The organism is Microbacterium sp. AR7-10 (genome assembly GCF_001878835.1).
In the GTDB taxonomy this organism is placed as follows: Bacteria; Actinomycetota; Actinomycetes; order Actinomycetales; family Microbacteriaceae; genus Microbacterium; species Microbacterium commune.
Window position 1 is genome coordinate 38,302 of sequence record NZ_MJIR01000080.1, and the last position, 18,559, is coordinate 56,860.

At 69.7% G+C, this 18,559-nt stretch carries 17 protein-coding genes and 1 pseudogene; 5 read left to right on the top strand and 13 right to left on the bottom strand.

Features of this window, described 5'->3' with window-relative positions; genetic code table 11:
• The 3 genes and pseudogenes from BFN01_RS15885 to BFN01_RS11285 form a co-directional block, all read right to left on the bottom strand.
• Nucleotides 1-475 (bottom strand): annotated as a pseudogene (locus tag BFN01_RS15885) (glycerophosphodiester phosphodiesterase family protein); the annotation flags it as partial.
• Complete coding sequence (locus tag BFN01_RS11280) at nt 472-1,398, bottom strand: SPFH domain-containing protein (protein WP_083428789.1); 927 nt, start codon at nt 1,396-1,398, stop codon at nt 472-474. The gene BFN01_RS11280 and the pseudogene BFN01_RS15885, both read right to left, overlap by 4 nt.
• A gap of 7 nt (nt 1,399-1,405) precedes the next feature.
• Nucleotides 1,406-1,879 (bottom strand): NfeD family protein, encoded by a 474-nt coding sequence (locus tag BFN01_RS11285; protein ID WP_071644451.1) that lies wholly within the window; start codon nt 1,877-1,879, stop codon nt 1,406-1,408.
• A gap of 113 nt (nt 1,880-1,992) precedes the next feature.
• Between BFN01_RS11285 and BFN01_RS11290 the strand changes: the two genes are divergently transcribed.
• Nucleotides 1,993-2,757, top strand: a complete 765-nt coding sequence (locus BFN01_RS11290; RefSeq protein ID WP_071644452.1) for an SDR family oxidoreductase — start codon at nt 1,993-1,995, stop codon at nt 2,755-2,757.
• Nucleotides 2,758-2,818: 61 nt separating this feature from the next.
• On the opposite strand, the gene BFN01_RS11295 is transcribed toward BFN01_RS11290, so the two are convergent.
• Nucleotides 2,819-3,403, bottom strand: coding sequence for an HdeD family acid-resistance protein (locus BFN01_RS11295; RefSeq protein WP_071644453.1), 585 nt, complete (start codon nt 3,401-3,403; stop codon nt 2,819-2,821).
• 60 nt (nt 3,404-3,463) lie between these two features.
• Between BFN01_RS11295 and BFN01_RS11300 the strand changes: the two genes are divergently transcribed.
• From BFN01_RS11300 to BFN01_RS11310, 3 genes are read left to right on the top strand one after another with little or no spacing between them, the layout of a single operon-like run.
• Complete coding sequence (locus BFN01_RS11300; RefSeq protein ID WP_071644454.1) at nt 3,464-3,904, top strand: helix-turn-helix transcriptional regulator; 441 nt, start codon at nt 3,464-3,466, stop codon at nt 3,902-3,904.
• A 10-nt stretch (nt 3,905-3,914) separates the two neighbouring features.
• Nucleotides 3,915-4,331 carry a VOC family protein gene (locus tag BFN01_RS11305; RefSeq protein WP_071644455.1) on the top strand — a complete coding sequence of 139 codons (417 nt, stop codon included), beginning with the start codon at nt 3,915-3,917 and terminating at the stop codon, nt 4,329-4,331.
• 46 nt (nt 4,332-4,377) lie between these two features.
• Nucleotides 4,378-6,729, top strand: coding sequence for an excinuclease ABC subunit UvrA (locus tag BFN01_RS11310; RefSeq protein ID WP_071644456.1), 2,352 nt, complete (start codon nt 4,378-4,380; stop codon nt 6,727-6,729).
• Between the two features lie 106 nt (nt 6,730-6,835).
• On the opposite strand, the gene BFN01_RS11315 is transcribed toward BFN01_RS11310, so the two are convergent.
• Genes BFN01_RS11315 through BFN01_RS11325 form a run of 3 tightly spaced genes read right to left on the bottom strand, consistent with a single transcriptional unit; the run spans nt 6,836 to nt 10,956 of the window.
• The gene (locus tag BFN01_RS11315) at nt 6,836-8,419 is read right to left on the bottom strand and encodes a bifunctional phosphatase PAP2/diacylglycerol kinase family protein (RefSeq protein ID WP_083428783.1); all 1,584 of its coding nucleotides are present in this window, start codon (nt 8,417-8,419) and stop codon (nt 6,836-6,838) included.
• Nucleotides 8,420-8,467: 48 nt separating this feature from the next.
• On the bottom strand, nt 8,468-9,442 hold the full coding sequence (locus BFN01_RS11320; RefSeq protein ID WP_071644457.1) for an NAD(P)-dependent oxidoreductase: 975 nt from the start codon (nt 9,440-9,442) through the stop codon (nt 8,468-8,470).
• Nucleotides 9,443-9,468: 26 nt separating this feature from the next.
• Nucleotides 9,469-10,956 (bottom strand): serine/threonine-protein kinase, encoded by a 1,488-nt coding sequence (locus BFN01_RS11325; RefSeq protein ID WP_071644458.1) that lies wholly within the window; start codon nt 10,954-10,956, stop codon nt 9,469-9,471.
• Nucleotides 10,957-11,078: 122 nt separating this feature from the next.
• Here BFN01_RS11325 and BFN01_RS11330 point away from each other — a divergent pair, with 122 nt between their 5' ends.
• Complete coding sequence (locus BFN01_RS11330; RefSeq protein ID WP_071644459.1) at nt 11,079-12,407, top strand: nitrate/nitrite transporter; 1,329 nt, start codon at nt 11,079-11,081, stop codon at nt 12,405-12,407.
• An 8-nt stretch (nt 12,408-12,415) separates the two neighbouring features.
• On the opposite strand, the gene BFN01_RS11335 is transcribed toward BFN01_RS11330, so the two are convergent.
• The 6 genes from BFN01_RS11335 to BFN01_RS11360 are packed head-to-tail and all read right to left on the bottom strand — an operon-like array spanning nt 12,416 to nt 18,549.
• Nucleotides 12,416-13,243, bottom strand: coding sequence for an arginase family protein (locus BFN01_RS11335; protein WP_071644460.1), 828 nt, complete (start codon nt 13,241-13,243; stop codon nt 12,416-12,418).
• 56 nt (nt 13,244-13,299) lie between these two features.
• Nucleotides 13,300-14,028 carry an SUMF1/EgtB/PvdO family nonheme iron enzyme gene (locus BFN01_RS11340; RefSeq protein ID WP_083428791.1) on the bottom strand — a complete coding sequence of 243 codons (729 nt, stop codon included), beginning with the start codon at nt 14,026-14,028 and terminating at the stop codon, nt 13,300-13,302.
• Nucleotides 14,029-14,045: 17 nt separating this feature from the next.
• Nucleotides 14,046-14,690: a YitT family protein gene (locus BFN01_RS11345; RefSeq protein ID WP_083428784.1), complete on the bottom strand. Its 645-nt coding sequence runs from the start codon at nt 14,688-14,690 to the stop codon at nt 14,046-14,048.
• Nucleotides 14,687-15,442, bottom strand: a complete 756-nt coding sequence (locus tag BFN01_RS11350; RefSeq protein WP_177243857.1) for an SGNH/GDSL hydrolase family protein — start codon at nt 15,440-15,442, stop codon at nt 14,687-14,689. The genes BFN01_RS11345 and BFN01_RS11350 overlap by 4 nt, the downstream gene beginning before the upstream one ends.
• Nucleotides 15,443-15,490: 48 nt before the next feature.
• Complete coding sequence (locus BFN01_RS11355) at nt 15,491-16,843, bottom strand: MFS transporter (protein ID WP_071644462.1); 1,353 nt, start codon at nt 16,841-16,843, stop codon at nt 15,491-15,493.
• Nucleotides 16,844-16,875: 32 nt separating this feature from the next.
• Complete coding sequence (locus tag BFN01_RS11360; protein ID WP_071644463.1) at nt 16,876-18,549, bottom strand: DUF885 domain-containing protein; 1,674 nt, start codon at nt 18,547-18,549, stop codon at nt 16,876-16,878.
• Between the last annotated feature and the right edge of the window lie 10 nt (nt 18,550-18,559).

Below are 18,559 nucleotides of genomic sequence, written 5' to 3' on the forward strand. Positions count from 1 at the left end.
TCTCCGCTCCCGCGTCCATGGTCGCCCGCAGCGCGTGCAGGCGGTGCCGGTCGGAGAAGCTCGTCATCAGCACGCGGTGCGCGTGCGGAGCGAGCACCGCGCCGAGCGGGGTCGACGCCTCGGCGGTCTTCACGTCGATGTTGAACCTCGTGTCGGGAAAGGCGTCGAGCGCGTCCGCCACGGTGAGCAGTCCGCCGTGCCCGGCGAACATGTCCGCCAGCTCTCTCGTCCTCACCGAACGCACCGCGCGCGGGTCGCCCGCGACGCGCTGCAGTGTCTCGTCGTGGAAGAGCACGACATCACCGTCTGCCGTCACCCGACAATCCGTCTCGATGTACTCCGCACCGGCTGCGTGGGCTGCGGCGAACGCCGCCGCCGTGTTCTCCCAGACCGTGCTCCGGGTGTCGGGGAGCACCAGCCCGCGGTGAGCGAAGACCCGCGGGTGCCTGCTGCCGGCGAAGAACGGGTGCGTCACTGGGCGCGCGGCGGCTCGTCGGCCGCCTCACCGCGGGGAGTGAACGCCGACCCGATGCCCTTGAGAGCCTCGGTCAGCTCGCTGGGGATGATCCAGAGCTTGCTCGACTCGCTCTCGCTGATCTTGGGCAGCATCTGCAGGTACTGATACGCGAGCAGCTTGTCATCGGGCCGGCCCTGGTGGATCGCCCCGAACACGTTCTGGATCGCCTCCGCCTCACCCTGGGCGCGCAGCACGGCGGCCTGCTTGTCGCCCTCCGCCTTGAGGATCGCCGCCTGGCGCTGACCCTCCGCCTCCAGGATCTGGGACTGCTTCGACCCTTCCGCGGTCAGGATCGTGGCGCGACGCTCGCGCTCGGCGCGCATCTGCTTCTCCATCGAGTCCTGGATCGACACGGGCGGGTCGATGGCCTTCAGCTCGACACGGGAGACGCGGATGCCCCACTTGCCGGTCGCCTCGTCGAGCACGACGCGCAGCTGGCCGTTGATGTTGTCGCGGCTGGTGAGCGCCTCCTCGAGGTTCAGCCCACCCACGACGTTGCGCAGCGTCGTCGTGGTGAGCTGCTCGACCGCACCGAGGTAGTTCGCGATCTCGTAGGTCGCGGCACGGGCATCCGTCACCTGGAAGTACACCACCGTGTCGATCGACACCACCAGGTTGTCCTCGGTGATCACGGGCTGAGGCGGGAACGAGACGACCTGCTCGCGCATGTCGATGAGCGGACGCAGCCGGTCGATGAACGGCACGAGGAGGTTCAGCCCCGGCTGGAGCGTCTTGTGATACCGGCCGAGGCGTTCCACGACGCCGGCCGTCGCCTGCGGGATGATCCGGATCGCGCGAGCGATCGTGACCAGCACGAAGATGATGACCGCGATGGCGAGGATCCACGCGATGGCGGTCGGAACGAACGAGGAGTCGTTCATCATGCTCCTATTCGGTGACGGGTCGGACGATGGCGGTGGCTCCGCTGATGTCGACCACGGCGATGCGGGTGCCGGTGATGATGGGCGCGCCGTCGACACTGCGCGCGGTCCAGATGTCGCCGTTGCTGAGCTTGACCTGGCCGGTGATCTGGGTGATGTCGAGAAGCGCTGTGCCGCGGAGGCCCATCAGCGCATCCACGTTCGATTTCGCCGGGTCCTCGCCCCGGCGCAGGCGGTGCAGCAGCGGAGGCCGCAGGAAGAAGATGAACATCGCGGCGGCGACGGCGGCGACGATCAGCTGGGCCCACCAGGGGAGCCCGAGGAGCCCTGCCACGAGTCCGACGAGACCGCCGAACGCGAGCATGAGGAACGTGAAGTCGAGGGTGAGCATCTCGATCACCAGGAAGAGGGCGATGAGCACCAGCCACGCGATCCACGCCCACTGCCCGATGTCGGCTAAGAATGTCGCCAGACCGTCCATGCGCCCTCCTGAGCGTCAACCTACCACGGGGCTCACGACCCGGTCCGGACAGCGCACCGTTGTAGGGTGGAATGTCGCCATCCGGGCGATTTCGCGCATCCCGAGGAGCAGAGATGACCCAGGTCCTTCCCGCCGGATCCCTCGACGGCAAGGTGGCTCTGGTCACCGGATCGTCGCGAGGCATCGGCGCCGACACCGTCCGCTACTTCGCCGAGGCGGGCGCCGACGTCGTCATCAACTTCCGCAACAAGGCTCCGCGCGCCGAGAAGCTCGCGAACGAGCTGCGTGCCCTCGGCCGTCGCGCTCTGGTCGTGGGCGCCGATCTCACCGATCCTGATTCCGTGTCGGCGATGTTCGACCGCGTGCGCGAGGAGTTCGGTCGTCTGGACGTGCTCGTGCTCAACGCCTCCGGAGGCATGGAGTCGGGGATGGCCGAGGACTACGCCCTGAAACTCAACCGCGACGCGCAGGTGAACGTGCTCCAGACTGCTGAGCCGCTGCTGGGCGACGGGGCGAGGGTCGTGTTCGTGACCAGCCACCAGGCGCACTTCATCCGCACCACGCCTACCATGCCGGAGTACGAGCCCGTCGCTCGCTCGAAGCGCGCGGGCGAGGACGCTCTGCGCGAGCTGATCCCCGGTCTCGCGGAGAAGGGTGTCGGGTTCACCGTCGTCTCCGGCGACATGATCGAGGGCACCATCACGGCGACCCTGCTCGAGCGCGCGAACCCCGGGGCGATCGCCGGGCGTCGCGAATCGGCGGGAAAGCTCTACAACGTCTCGGAGTTCGCCGCCGAGGTCGCCAAGGCCGCCATCGAGCCGGTGCCCGCCGACAACACGCGCCTCGTCGGCGACACCTCGGACTTCGCCGCCGAGTGACGCTCCGGCGAAGAGGGAGGCCATCCGTCGGTGGCCTCCCTCTTCGCGTCGCGGGTTCGGCTCAGATGAGCACGTCCGGCGTCTGCACGGCCTCGGCCTGTGTGAGGGTGAATGCCCGCACCAGCTGCACGACGCCCAGCGCGACCAGGGAGACCCCGAGGATCAGCCAGAGCACCGTCGCGGCGTAGAGCGGCGAGAGCAGCACGGCGATGCCCGCGACGATGCCGAGCAGGGCGTACAGCAGCGTCCATGCCCTCGACGCATCGTGGCCCATGAGGCTCAGGGCCACGACTCCGTCGGCGATCCAGCTCACGCCGATGAAGATCGCCACGATGATCGCGAGCGTGACCGTCGCGGCGCTGAGGTTCGCGAAGGCGACGACGCCGGTGACCACGTACAGCAGACCCAGGACGACGTGCCCGGCGCGCACCCAGCCGCCCCCTCTGCCCGAGAACACGGCGAGACCGAGATATACCAGCCCGCCGATGATGAGGTAGCTCGCGAAGATGCCGGTGACGATCACCGCCGACTTCGCGGGCCAGATGAGCAGCACGATCCCGGCGATGAGCGTGATCGCACCGGCGATGGCGAGAAAGAGACGGACGGAGCGCAGGAAACCCGGCTCGGTGAAGCGGAACGTGTCCATGGTGGTCCTTTCGTACGACGGGCCCTTCGCGCACACGCTATCGGATGCCAGGATCGGGATGTGGCACACGATGTGGAGGACGAGTATCGACTCGCCGAGCTGATCAGACTGCGGCGGGTGCGCGATCGGATCGATCGCGAGTACGCTCGCCCACTGGACGTCGAGACGCTGGCACGCGGAGAGCACATGTCCGCCGGTCATCTCAGCCGGCGGTTCCGCCAGGTGTTCGGCGAATCACCGTATTCGTATCTCATGACGCGACGCATCGAGCGGGCCATGGCGCTGCTGCGCCGCGGTGACGTGAGTGTGACGGATGCCTGCTTCGCCGTCGGCTTCTCGTCGCTCGGCACGTTCAGCACCCGCTTCAGCGAACTCGTCGGCCTCTCACCGAGCGCCTACCGACGCGAGCCAGGGCTCGGCCCCGGCATCCCGTCGTGGATCGAGAAGCAGGCGACCAGACCGATCAGGAATCGAGAAGCGGCGTCGCACGGGCGTGAGTAGCGTCGAGGTCATGAACAGCATCACCATCAGTGTCAGCTTTCTCCCACACATCGATCCGGAGGCATCCCTCGCCTTCTATCGCGACGTGCTCGGTTTCGAGGTCCGCAAGGACGTGGGATACGAGGACATGCGGTGGATCACGGTAGGGCCGGCCGGTCAGCCCGACACGTCGATCGTGCTCACCCCTCCCGCGGTCGACCCGGGCATCAGCGATGACGAGCGTCGGACGATCCTCGAGCTCATGGCGAAGGGCAGCTATGCCGGCATCGTGCTCACCGCCGACGACGTCGACGCCGCCTTCGCGGAGATCGAGGCGAAGGGCGCGGACGTCGTGCAGGAGCCGATCGATCAGCCGTACGGCGTGCGCGACTGCGCGTTCCGTGATCCTGCCGGTAACTTCGTGCGTATCAACCAGGCCGTCGCCTGACGCGTGCGCCGCCCGGCATCCGATCCCATCCGACGAAGGAAGCACCGTGCCGCAGGACCACCCCGCCGACAGCCACGACGTCATCCGCGTCGAGGGCGCGCGCGAGAACAATCTCAAGGACGTCTCGGTCAGCCTGCCCAAGAGGCGCCTCACGGTGTTCACCGGCGTCTCCGGGTCGGGCAAGAGCTCGCTCGTGTTCGACACGATCGCCGCGGAGTCGCGCCGGCTGATCGACGAGACGTACAGTGCGTTCGTGCAGGGGTTCATGCCGTCCGTTCCCCGCCCCGACGTCGACGTGCTCGAAGGGCTGACCACCGCGATCATCGTCGACCAGGAGCGTCTGGGCGCCAATCCGCGCTCGACGGTGGGCACGGTCACCGACGCGAACGCGATGCTGCGCATCCTGTTCTCGAAGTTCGGCACGCCGCACATCGGTGGACCCACCGCGTTCTCGTTCAACATCCCCACCCAGAAGGCCAGCGGGGTGATGACCGGTCCGAGAGGCGAGAAGAAGATCGTCAAGGATGCCGTGTACCTCGGCGGCATGTGCCCGAGGTGCGAGGGCAGGGGAGCGGTGTCGGACATCGACCTGACCCAGGTGATCGACGAGTCGAAGTCGCTCGACGACGGCGCCATCATGGTGCCCGGGTACACGGCGGACGGATGGATGGTGAAGGGCTTCTCGCAGTCGGGTTTCTACCCCGCCGACAAGCCCATCGCGGAGTTCACCGAGAAGCAGCGGCATATGTTCCTATACGGCGAGGTCACCAAGGTGAAGATCTCGGGGATCAACATGACCTACGAGGGCCTGATCCCCAAGATCACGAAATCGATGCTCTCGAAGGACATCGACGCCCTGCAGCCGCACATCCGGGCGTTCGTGGAGCGGGTGGCGACCTTCACGACGTGCCCGGAGTGCGACGGCACCCGGCTCACCGAGGCCGCGCGATCATCGAGGATCGACGGGATCAGCATCGCCGACGCCTGTCGCATGCAGGTCACGGATCTGGCGGCGTGGGTGCGCGGCCTGTCTCTGAGCGGGGCGGGTCCGCTGCTGGGCGCGCTGCGCGCGAACCTCGATGCGTTCGTGACGCTCGGGTTGGGCTACCTGAGCCTCGAGCGTCCGTCGGGCACCCTCAGCGGGGGAGAGGCGCAGCGCATCAAGCTGCTGCGTCACCACGGCTCGTCGCTGACCGATGTGACCTACGTGTTCGATGAGCCGACGATCGGCCTGCATCCGCACGACATCCAGCGCATGAACACGCTTCTGCTGCAGCTGCGCGACAAGGGCAACACCGTGCTCGTCGTCGAGCACAAGCCCGAGACAATCGCGATCGCGGATCGCGTCGTCGACCTCGGACCGGGAGCCGGCAGCGGCGGGGGAGAGGTCTGCTTCGAGGGCACCGTCGACGAGCTGACCCGCAGCGACACGCTCACCGGTCGTCATCTGCACGACCGCACATCCCTGAAGAGTGCCGTGCGGGCGGCGACCGGCGCGATCCAGGTGCGCGGCGCCGACGCCAACAACCTGAGGGACGTCGACGTGGATGTGCCCACCGGGGTGCTGACCGTCGTGACAGGCGTGGCGGGTTCGGGCAAGAGCTCGCTGGTGCACGGTTCGATCAGCCCGATGGACGGCGTGGTCGCGATCGACCAGACGGCGATCAAGGGATCGCGCCGCAGCAATCCCGCCACCTACACGGGGATGCTGGAGCCGATCCGCAAGGCGTTCGCGAAGGCCAACGGCGTGAAACCGGCCCTGTTCAGTGCGAACAGCGAGGGCGCCTGCCCGAGCTGCAAGGGCTCGGGCGTGATCGTCACCGAGCTCGGATTCATGGACACGATCGAGACGCCGTGCGAGGACTGCGGCGGCAAGCGGTTCCAGCTGGGCGTTCTCGAGTACAAGCTGGGCGGGCTGGACATCACCGAGGTGCTGGACCTGCCGGTCGCCGAGGCGCGGGAGTTCTTCTCGGCATCCGAGACGAAGATCCCCGCCGTGGTCTCTGTGCTGTCGCGGATGACGGATGTCGGCCTCGGGTACCTGACCCTCGGTCAGCCGCTGTCGACGCTGTCCGGCGGTGAGCGACAGCGCCTGAAGCTGGCGATCCAGATGGGTGAGGCCGCCGACGTCTATGTGCTGGACGAGCCGACCACCGGCCTGCATCTCGCCGATGTCGAGAACCTGCTCGGTCTGCTCGATCGCCTCGTCGACTCGGGAAAGACGGTCATCGTCATCGAGCACCATCAGGCGGTGATGGCGCACGCCGACTGGATCATCGACATCGGACCTGGCGCCGGTCACGACGGCGGACGTGTCGTCTTCGAGGGGACGCCGGCGGCCCTTGTCGCCGATCGATCGACGCTGACCGGCGAGCATCTCGCCGAGTACGTCGCGTGAGCCCGCCGGGCCGCATCGACGCTGCTGGGGCGTTCGCACGGAATAACCGATAATGCACATTATGTCAGAACATCTGATTCGGCCGCTCTCCCGCTGTCCTAGACCCCTACGCATTCACGCTCGACGCGGGAGCGCCGTAGACGTTTAGTCCACCGGGAACGATGCGCACCGTCGCCACCGTGCTGCCCTGTTCGAGCACGGACACCTCACCGTCATGCGCCACGTTCACCGCCTCGCCGGTCGACGATCGTGCCTCGATCCGCACCTGCTCGGCGGTGAACGCCTCGATCGTCGCGAGGGCAGCACGCCCAGGCACCCGGTCGAGAAGAGCGGATGCCTTCACCCCGAACGCCAGTGCGACGAGTCCGCGCAGCCGCGGCATCCGACCCCGCGCGTGCAGCACCCGGACGTCGAGAACACCGTCGTCGAGGCGGCGACGTTGGAGCGGCACCATCGACGCCGACGAGTTCTGCCCCGCGGCCACCGCGATCGACCACACCCGCGCTGCGCGCCCGTCGACGCGCACGTGCAGCGTGTGCGCCCGTGCCAGCACCCGCACCGCGGCGATCAGCGCCGCCACGGGCTTGCCCAGCGCCCCTTCCATCTCCTCGCGCTCCGCGACGAAACCGGGATACACCCCGACCGAGGCCACGTTCATCACGGTCACCGGCGGCTCGTCGTCGATGATCAGCTCGGCGACATCGACGCGCCGCCCCGCACCGTCACGCACTGCCTGCACGGCGGCGTCGATCGTCTCCGCGCCGGCCGTGCGCGCGAAGTGGTTGAACGTCCCGCCCGGGAAGATCAGCAGCGGAAGGCCGGCACGGCGAGCCGCGTCGGCCGCGGCGGCGACCGTGCCGTCGCCACCCCAGACACCGACGACCCGGGGCGGGTTCGTCCCCGTCAGAGCATCGCGCGCGAGGTTCGAGATGCGCTCGCCCTCCTCGAGAACGTGGATGTGTGCGCGGGGAAGCTCGCGGGGGATGAAGTCACGCGGCTCCGGGCGCAGCGGATCGATGCCGGATGCGACGTTCACGAAGATCAGCGCGCCGTCGCCCTCGGGCAGTGACGGCAGGTCGATCGTCGGACCGAGATGCGCGGGTTCAGACCGAGCAGGTGCCGGCACGAGCATCCGCCCGACGACGGCGACGGCGGAGCCCAGCGCCGCTCCCCCGATCACGTCCGACAGCCAGTGCGCCCCCGTGTGCAGACGCGAGTATGCGACGGCTGCGCCGAGCGGCGCGAGCACCGCACCGGAGCGGCCCGATTCGAGGGCGACACCCGTGACGAAAGCCGCCGCCGACGATGAATGCCCCGACGGGAACGAGCCGGAAGTGGGTGTCCGCTTCAGCCGGCGAGGCACCGGCACGTCCTTGAGCAGCGGCCGGTCGCCGCCGAAGATCCGCTTGCCGACGAGGTTCGCCAGCGCACTGCCGACGATCAGCGATGCGATCCCGCGAACGGCACCTCGGCGCGGCTTGCCCCCGAGCAGGTAGAGCGCAGCCGCGATCTCGAACCAGAGGCGACTGCGATCCGCGCGATGCGACAGGCGTGCGAGCCTGCGGTCGAGTGCGGGCAGGTGGCGTTGGCGATTCACCGCATGCGCCGCCCGCGCGTCGATGTGCCGTATCCAGCGCGGCAGGATGCGCACGCGCCGCAGCGCGATGATCGGATGCGAGTGCCCCTTCATGATCTGAGAGTAGTCCCGCAGAGAGGTGCGGCGTACCGGGCTTGCGGGTCAGCGCAACGGTGCCCGCACGGGCAGCCGGTTCTGTTCGATGAGCCAGCGCACCGACTCCAGGATCGCTGCTTCCGGCTCGTAGCGCGGCTCGTAGCCGAGACGCGCCCTCGCCTTCTCGATGCTGAACACCTGACTGCGCTCCAGGTGACTGCGACTGACGTCCGCGTGCTCGGGCGTCGTCAGCTCGCGGAAGCGATCCCAGCTCACGCTGCGCAGCGCCGAGGCGTGCCCGAACCAGCCCGAGGCGATCTGGATGTATCCGCGGACGTTCAACGCGGTCGGCGCGACGATGTTGAAGTCCTCCCCCGCGGCTGCGTCCCGGTTCGCGACAGCTCGCTCGAAGGCCTGCGCGACGTCGTCGGCATGCACGTGATGCAGCGTCTCGGTGCCGCTGCCGGGCACGTCGATCGTCCGGCCCGATGACAGCGCCGTCCACAGCGTCTCGTCCACGTTGCCGACCGGGCCGATCGGATGCCAGCCGGGCCCCACGATGTGGCCAGGGTGGATCGAGGTGGTGATCAGTCCCCCGTTCCCGTTCTCCCGCTTCAGCAGATCGGCGATCCGCGCCTTGTGGATGCCGTACTCATCGTGCGGCTCATCGGTGCACGCCGAATCCTCTGTGATCGGCAGCTTGCGGCTCGCGCCGTACCTCCACACGGACCCGCAGTGCAGCAGGTGGTCGACGCCGCCCCGGAGTGCGGTGACGAGAGCTGCCGCCGATTCTTCGGTGAAGCAGATCAGATCGATGACGACGTCGGCGCGCTGGGCGAGCACCGTTCGTCCGAACGACCCGTCGGCTTCCGCCGCTCCCCTGTCGACGGCGACCGGGATCACCTCACCCCATTCCGGGCCGTCGGTGTAGGGGCCGGCCTGGCCTCTGCTCATCGACACCACCTGGTGACCGGCGCGGACGAGACGGGGAACGAGGTAGGAGCCGATGTGGCCGCTGCCTCCGATGACGACGATTCTCATGACGAGAAGCTACGCGCTTCTGCTCGTCACGCGGTAGGCGAGGGCGACGGCTGCTCCGTCGTATCCTCGACGTCTTGCGTCGTATCCTCCGCATCCTCCTTCGCCTTCTCCGCTTCCTCCTGTGCCTTCTCGGCGTCCTCCGCGGCCTTCTCGGCAGCCTTGCGCTGCTCCTCGGCCGCCTTCTCTGCGGCCTTCCGCTGCTCTTCCGCGGCCTTCTCGGCCTCCTTCGCCGCCTTCTCCTGCGCCTTGCGATCTGGATTCGCGCCCTGGTCGGGCTGCGGCTCGGCGTCCTGGTCGGGCGTGCTCGCGGGCACGGGCGGCGTCGCCGGAGCGGACGACCGGGTATCCGCCGGGTTGGTCGACGCAGGCTCGGGTACGGCGCCACCCGTCATCCACACCCCGGCGACGACGGCAGCGGCAGCCGTCACCGCGGCTGCCGCTGCGACGACGCCGAGGCGGCGGCCCCTGACACCCGGGGCGGCAGCGTCTGTCTCGCCGGACGCCGGCGGCGGCACCGGGGTGGCGGGAGGGGCCCCGGTCTCCGCCGCGAGCAGGCGGGTCGGAGCGGTCATCGCGGCTGTCTGAGCCTCGGCCGCGGCCGACGGCACAGCACCTGCCGCCAGCGCGGCCGCGGCGACGGCCGCCGGTACCGTCGGTCGCGGCGGCGAGGCGGGAGCGGCGGCCAGAGCCCATGCCGCGTCGAACACGTCCGACGCGCTCGGCCGCTCGCCCGGGTCGGTGGCGGTCATCGCGGTCAGCAGGCTCGACCACGCCGGCCCGAACTCGACCGGCACGTCCGGCGCTGACGTCAGTCTCGCCATCGCCGCGCCGATGCCCTCCGACTGGGGGAACGCGCGACGGCCGGTCAGCGCCTCGAGCATCACCAGCCCCAGCGAGTAGATGTCAGCTGCAGGCGCGGGCATCGCCCCGTGCAGCTGCTCGGGGGCGATGTAAGCCGCGGTGCCGATCACGATCCCCGGCGAGGTGAGGCGCGCCGCGTCGACCAGGGCGGCGATGCCGAAATCGGCGAGCTTCGCACCCGAGCGGCTGGCGGGGAACGCGGCGTCGGAGAGCAGCACGTTCGACGGCTTGATGTCGCGGTGCACGATACCCGCGCTGTGCACGACGTGCAGTGCCTCAGCGAGGTCGGCCGTGAGCGCGGCGACATCCGAGGGGGCGAGGGGCCCCTGGGCGATGCGGGCGGCGAGCGTCGGTCCGTCGACGAACTCCATGACCAGGTATTCCGGTCGCCCCGGCTGCAGCTGCGCGTCGTAGAGCGTGACGAGCGCGGGGTGGTTGAGCGACGCGAGCGCGGTCATCTCTCCCCGCGCACGCCCGGCCGACGCGTCGTCGCCGTCGAGCTCGCCGCGAAGCAGCTTGATCGCCACGACCCGTCCGAGAAGCGTGTCCTTTGCGCGGTACACCCGTGCCATGCCGCCCTGGCCGACGCATTCGAGGATCTCGTACCGCGCGTCGAGCATGCCCGACGTGGGCAGCGAATCATCGTTGGTCATCGAGTCCTCCCGTCGCCTGTCCGGTGTCCGGCGACGACACCACTCTAGGTCGACGGGAGCGGCGGGCTGATGGCCTTGACAGCTGCGTCGTGTCACCCGCTCGCCAGGACTAGCCTTGACGGGTGAGCCATACTCCCCTCCCCCGCGCGACTCCCGGCTGGAGAGGCTGGCTGGTGTGGGGTGTGGCCGTTGCCGCATACGTCCTGGCGATCACCAACCGCAGCTCGCTCAGCGCGGTGGGCGTCGACGCCGCCGAGCGCTTCCAGGCCGACGCGGCGACGCTCTCGCTCTTCGCGGTCGTGCAGCTCGCCGTGTACGGCGGCCTGCAGATACCCATCGGGGTGCTGCTCGATCGGTACGGGTCGCGTCCGATCATGGTGATCGGGATGCTGCTCATGGCCCTCGGGCAGTTCGTGATGGCGGTGTCCCCGAGCATCGGCATCGCTCTGATCGCGCGCGTGCTGCTGGGCGCCGGAGACGCGGCGGTGTTTCCCGCTGTGCTGCGCCTCGTCGCCACGTGGTTCCCCGCCCAGCGCGGACCCGTGATGGGACAGCTGACGGGCCTCGTCGGCCAGACCGGCCAGCTCATCGCGCTCACGCCGCTGGCCGCGCTGCTGCACTCGACGAACTGGACGATCACTTTCGGCAGCGTCGCCGGGCTCGGTCTGCTCTTCGCCATCCTCGTCTGGATGCTCGTGCGCAACCACCCACCCGAGCGCAGCGCGGACGTCACGGTCAACACCGAGACGGGCGTGGTTCAGGTGATCACCTCGGCGATCGACACCGGCGTCGGCATCCGCGCCGCCTGGGCGCATCCCGGCACCCGACTGGCGTTCTGGTCGCACTTCACCACCCCGTTCGCCAGCACCGCCTTCCTGCTGCTGTGGGGCATGCCGTTCCTCACCGCAGGGCAGGGGCTCTCCCCCGCAGGCGCCGCCGGCATCCTGTCGGTGAACGTGCTCGTCAGCATGGCCCTGAGCCCGGTGCTCGGCATGCTGTCGCGACGCATCCCGACCCGACGCTCGCTCGCCCTCGTGCTGCCGAGCATCCTCGTCCAGGTGGTCGCGTGGAGCACGGTGATCCTCTGGCAGGGACCGGCACCGATCTGGCTGCTCATCGTGCTCGTGGTGTGCCTGGCCGCCGGCGGACCGGCATCCATGATCGCGTTCGACCACGCCCGCACGCACAACCCCGCCCACCGGCTCAGCACCGCCACCGGTGTGACCAACTCCGGCGGATTCCTCGCGGCACTCATCGCGATCTTCTTCATCGGCCTCATGCTCGACCTGCAGGGCGCCGGCACGCCGGACACCTATTCGCTCGAGGCGTTCCGCTGGGCGTTCGCGACCCAGATCCCGCTCTGGCTGCTCGGGGCGTCGTTCATCATCCGCGAGCGCAAGAGCACCCGCATCCGGATGGGGCTCGACCCCGAGCGTGGAGGGCGTCGCTGACCCGGGCGTCAGCCGCGCGGGACGCCGAGACGCAGCGCCTGGAACGTCTCCAGGATCAGTTCGACGCTGAGGTGCGACGGGATGCCCTGATCACCGTCCTCGAATTCCGCCAGCTCCACGCCGAGCACCCGCGCGGGGTCGAGCGCGGCGAAGATCGCGGCGATCTGATGCGGCAGCAGTCCGGCATCCACCCGGTAGGCGGCCGGGATGTAGCCGGGCTCCAGCACGTCCCAGTCGACGTGGATCCAGACGTCCCGACCGGCCACGATCTCGGCGATCCGCTCTGGTGAGCTCTCGTCCGGTGACAGCACGGTGACTCCGTGCTGATCGAGCAGCATCCGCTCGTCGGGGTCGATGTCGCGTCCGCCGACGATCACCACCTGGGCGGGATTCAGACCGGCTCCGTGTCCGCTGTCCCAGAGGCCGCACGCCGCCGAGACGACCATTCCCCCGAGGTAGCCGGATGCCGTGGTCGCCGGCGTGTTGAAATCGCCGTGCGCGTCGATCCACAGCACGACGGCCTCGGGGAAGCGCTGCGCGACAGTCGGCAGGGTTCCGATGCTCGCCCCGCAGGTGTTCGTGGCGAGCACGGGGGTCGCATCGCGGTCAAAGGCGTCGCGGACCGCGTCGCGCAGCGCGTGCAGCGTCTCGGCTGCGGCGGGCAGGCACTCCGACCAGTCGTCCTCCTGCGCCGGGGCGGGCGTGCCGACCACTCGAGCCTCGATGTCGAGCATCCGCGACAGCGCCCGACCGGCTCTCAACGCGCCCGGAAGCGCCCCGGTCGTGCGGTCGCCGACGCGTCCCTGCGAGATGACGATCTCGATCGGCTTGGTCATGAGTTCTCCTTCTCGGATCGGTGCGTGTCGTGGGCGACGCGGGCCAGCCGCGCGGGTCAGCGACGCGGGGCCCTGCCGAACGGGCGCGATCCCCCGCGCCCGCCGCGCTCGACATCGGCGCGCGCGGACCAGCCCTGTGCGGCATCCGATCCGTCGAATCCGCCGCGCGCGAGCCGCATGCCGACGTCGTCGTGATGGGTGCGGGGAGCTCCCCCGCGGCGAACGGATGCCCGGACGCTCCACGTGTCGTCGGTGAAGCAGCCGCCGCGGAAGACACGGTGGTCGTCGTGCAGTTCGGGGTCGAGGAGGTCCCAGCACCACTCCCAGACGTTGCCGAGCGTGTCGAAGAGGCCGTTCAGGTTCGGCAGCTTCAAGCCGACATCCTGCGGCGCTCCGACCGCATCGCGTGATGACCACGCGATCTCGTCGAGCGGACCGTACTGCGGCCCGACTGATCCGGCGCGGCAGGCGTACTCCCACTCCGCCTCGGTCGGCAGGCGGTACCCGTCGCTGTCGACGTGCCAGGTGACGTCCTCACCGTCGAAGGAGTATGCCGGATCCAGGCCCTCCCACTCCGATGCGGCGTTGCAGAACCTGATGGCGCGGAACCAGCTGAGATCGCGCGCCGGGCGTCTCGGGTGCTGGGCGGCGATGCCCAGCACCTCGGCGAACTGACCCTCGGTGACGGCGAAGGCGCCGATCTCGAACGGCTCGAGCTGCACGGTCGTCTGCTCCCCGCGGCGAGCACCGTGCCGTGTCACGACTCCGCCGGGCAGCGGCCGCATCTCCCACAGATCCACGCTCAGCCCTGCACAGACACGGGGCCGGTGCTCGGCGCCGGCCGCGAGGACCGCGGCACGGCGAAGATCCGCAGGAAGAACTCGCAGAGCGGACCGACGAGCAGCGCGAACAGCAGCGTGCCGATGCCGACGGTGCCGCCCAGCGCCCATCCGACGAGCACGACCGTCACCTCGAGGCAGGTTCGCACGATCCAGATCGGGCGACGCAGTCGCACGTGCAAACCGGTCATCAGCCCGTCGCGCGGTCCGGGACCGAAGTGCGCGCCGATGTACATCCCCGTCGCGGCCGACAGCACGAGCAGACCGATCGCGAAGAGCAGGGCCTGCTGCCACACATCCCTGCCGACCGGGATGAAGAGGAACCCGACGTCGGCCGACGGGCCGACCAGGAGCGCGTTCACGACCGTGCCCGCGCCGGGCTTCTGACGGATGGGGATCCACAGCAGCAGCACGATCGCGCTGACGAGGGTCGTCACGATGCCGAAGCTCAGCGGCACGTGCCGGGTGATGCCCTGGGTCAGCACGTCCCAGGGCGCTGCGCCGAGCCCGCTGCGCACGATGAAGGCGATGCCGATGCCGTACAGGAACACGCCGATCAGCAGCTGCGCGACGCGACGCGGCAGGCGTCTGCCGGTGAGAGCGGTCACCTCGGCATCGTCTCGACCCAGGCGGGGAACTTCGCGACCCGTCCATCACCCGACGACGTGCGCGTCACCCGCCGCCGCACCCAGGGCCCGACGAACTGCCGGTAGTACGCGAGACCGACAGGACCTGCCGGGTGATCCGTGCTCGGCGTCCACCATTCCTCGGGCGGCTCCAGGCCGAGCGCGTGCAGCACACGCGCGGCGACCCGGTGGTGGCCGTTCGCGTTCATGTGCAGGCGGTCCTGCGACCAGTAGCGGGGGCGGGACAGCTCGGCATCCGGCCAGTTCAGCGCGCGGACGACATCGGGACGATTCTCGACGCGCCGCAGCACCGCGGCCGACAGCGCGTCGCCCCGGCGCTGGAAGAGCGGCCCCATGGGCAGCTGCGCGCTCGGGTTCGCGCCGGACAGCAGGATCAGAGTGACGCCCTCCTCATCGCAGCGTCGCAGCACACGGGAGAACGCATCGGCGATGTGCTCGATGTCGGCGTTGGGCCGGAGGATGTCGTTCCCGCCGCCGTTGAACGACAGGTGCGTCGGCCGAAGCGCCAGTGCGGGCTCGAGCTGCTCTTCGACGATGGGCCAGATCAGCCGCCCGCGAATGGCGAGGTTGGCGTACTGGATGGGCTCGGCGACGGCATCCGCCCACCCTTGCGCGGCCAGGTCCGCCCAGCCCCGCACCCGCCCGTCGGGCAGCTCGTCGCCCACGCCCTCGGTGAAGGAATCCCCGATCGCCACGAACCGCACAGCCGCCATGCTCTCAGCCTATTGCGGTGGGGACGCAACCCAGGTCGCGTGACGCGATCAGCGCTCGTCGAGCGCGCGGCCGCGAAGATCCGTGAGGCCCCACGCCGCGACGGTCGCCACGACGAAGAAGGCGGCGAACGTCGTGAAGGCGAGCGGCGCGCCGCCCGTGGCGAGCAGCACGGGCACCAGCAGCGGCGCGACGATCGACGCCAGACGACCCACGCCGGCCGCCCACCCCGAGCCCGTCGCACGCAGAGACGTCGGGTACAGCTCCGGAGTGACGGCGTACAGCGCTCCCCACGCGCCCAGGTTGAAGAACGACAGCGCCATCCCCGTCGCGATGATCGCGCCCTCCGTGCTCGCGGTGCCGAACAGCACCGCCGAGACCGCGGATCCGGCGAGGAACACCGACAGGGTCGCCCGGCGCCCCCAGACCTCGATCAGCCACGCCGCGACGGCGTACCCGGGCAGCTGGGCGAGGGTGATCAGCAGGGTGAACCCGAACGAGCGCACCAGGTCGTACCCGGCCTGCACGAGGATGCTGGGGATCCAGATGAACGCTCCGTAGTAGGCGAAGTTCACGCAGAACCAGACCAGCCAGATGCACAGCGTGCGCGTGCGGAACTCGGCAGACCACAGCGCCCCCACCCGCTGTGCGGCGCTCACCGCGACCGGTCGCACCGCGGCATCCGCCCGCGGTGCCCGAGTGCGTCGCAGGTCGGCTGCCGTCTCGAACGTCGACACGATCCGCTCGGCTTCGGCCAGGCGTCCTCGAGAGGCCAGCCAGCGTGGCGACTCGGGCAGTCCCCACCGCACCACGAGCGCGTACGCCGCGGGGATCGCCCCGAGGGCGAACGCCCATCGCCAGCCGTCGGCGGACGCCGGGATGACGAAGTAGCCGATGAGGGCGGATGCCGTCCATCCGACGGCCCAGAACGCCTCCAGGACCACGATCACGCGGCCTCGGATCGCCGCGGGGGCGAATTCGCTGACGTAGGTGGATGCGACCGGAAGCTCCGCCCCCAGACCGAGTCCCACGAAGAAGCGCAGCACCAGCAGCATCGCGATTCCGCCGACCAGGGCGCTGGCGCCGGTGGCGAGGCCGTAGATGAGGAGGGTGATCGCGAACACCTGCCGTCGGCCGAGGCGATCCGCGAGCAGGCCTCCGACGCTCGCGCCGATCGCCATCCCGACGAACCCGATGGACGCGATCCATCCGGTCTCCCCCGGCGTCAGCTGCCACTGCTGGGCGAGCACCGCGATGATGAACGAGATGAGACCCACGTCCATCGCATCCAGCGCCCATCCGAGGCCCGACCCGGTGAGCACACGCAGGTGGGGCCGGGCGAAGGGCAGCGCGTCGAGTCGGGACGCGATGGATGCACGGCTCGGGAGCTCGGTGTGCGGCATCCTCTCATCGTAGGGGCGCCGCACCGCCGCGCTCAGCCGGTGACGGCGGCGCGGAGGGTGTCGAGCCCGACCCCGCCGATGTCGAGGGCGCGCTTGTGGAAGTCCTTGAACGAGAAGGCGTCGCCCTGCTTCTGCTGGACGGTGTCGCGCACCTGCTCCCAGATCCGCTGACCGACCTTGTACGACGGCGCCTGTCCCGGCCACCCGAGGTACCGGTTGACCTCGAACCGACGGAACTCGTCGGGCATGTTCACGTTGCGCCGCATCTGCTCCAGCGCGTAGTCGTGATCCCAGATCCCGTCGCCGTCCAGCCGCGGCTTGCGCAGGTGCACGCCGATGTCGAGCACGACGCGCAGGGCGCGCATGCGCTGGCCGTCGAGCATGCCCAGACGATCGGCCGGGTCGTCGAGGTATCCGAGCTGCTCCATGAGTCGCTCGGCGTACAGCGCCCACCCCTCCGCGTGGCCCGAGGTGCCGGCGAGCACTCGCCGCCAGGTGTTCAGCTCGGCGCGGTTGTACGTCGCCTGCGCGATCTGCAGGTGATGACCGGGGACGCCCTCGTGGTAGACGGTGGTCAGCTCGCGCCAGGTGTCGAACTCGGTGACGCCCTCCGGAACCGACCACCACATCCGACCGGGGCGGGAGAAGTCGTCGGTGGGGCCGGTGTAGTAGATCCCGCCCTCCTGGGTGGGGGCGATCATGCACTCGAGCTCGCGGATCTGCTCGGGGATGTCGAAGTGGCTGGCACCGAGATCGGCGATGGCCCGGTCGCTGGTCTCCTGCATCCACCTCTGCAGCGCGTCGGTGCCGTGCAGCTTGCGGCTGGCGTCGGCCTCGAGGTGGGCGACAGCCTCTTCGACGCTCGCGCCGGGCAGGATCTCGTTCGCGATCGCCTCCTGCTCGGTGATCATCCGCTGCAGCTCCTCGCGGCCCCACTCGTAGGTCTCGTCGAGGTCGATGCTCGCGCCGAGGAAGCGACGGGAGTTGAGTGCGTAGAGGTCGCGCCCGACGGCGTCCTCGGAACCGGCGACCGGCGCCAGCTCGCTGATCAGGAAGTGGCGGAGATCGTCGTAGGCGACCCGTGCGGCGCCGGCGTGATCGGCGATGTCGCGGGCGAGGGAGGCTGGCAGCTGGCCGTCACGCGGCCCGGCGGTGGCGGCGAACGAGGCGAAGAAGCCGCGATCGGCGCTGTACCGGGCGATCTGCGTGGCGACCTCCGTGACCTGGCGGCGCGCGGGCACGACGCCGTGCCGGATGCCCTGGCGCAGCGTCTCGACGTACCCCTTCAGCGCAGTCGGCACCGCGGCCAGCCGCTCGCAGACGACCGCCCAGTCATCGATCGTGTCGGTGGGCATGAGGTCGAACGCCTGACGGAAGTCCTGCGGCGCCGAGGCGATGACGTTCAGGTCGCGCAGATGCCACTGCGCATCGTGCAGCTCGAGCTGCAGTCGCAGCTCTGCCGAGAGGTCGGTCCTGGTGACCTCGTCGATGCTGTCGACGGGGGTCGCGGCATCCAGAGCGGCGAGCGTCTCACGCGCTGCGGCGATGCTGCGCTCGTGCCCTTCCGGGCTCACGTCGTCGAGGCGGGCGCCTGCCTCGTTGCGTCCGATGTAGGTCGCGAGGATGGGCGACAGGTCTACCAGGGTGTCGACCCAGTCCTCGGCGATCTGATCGATGGCAGAGGGGGTGCGAGGCTCGGAACTCATGATCTCGAGC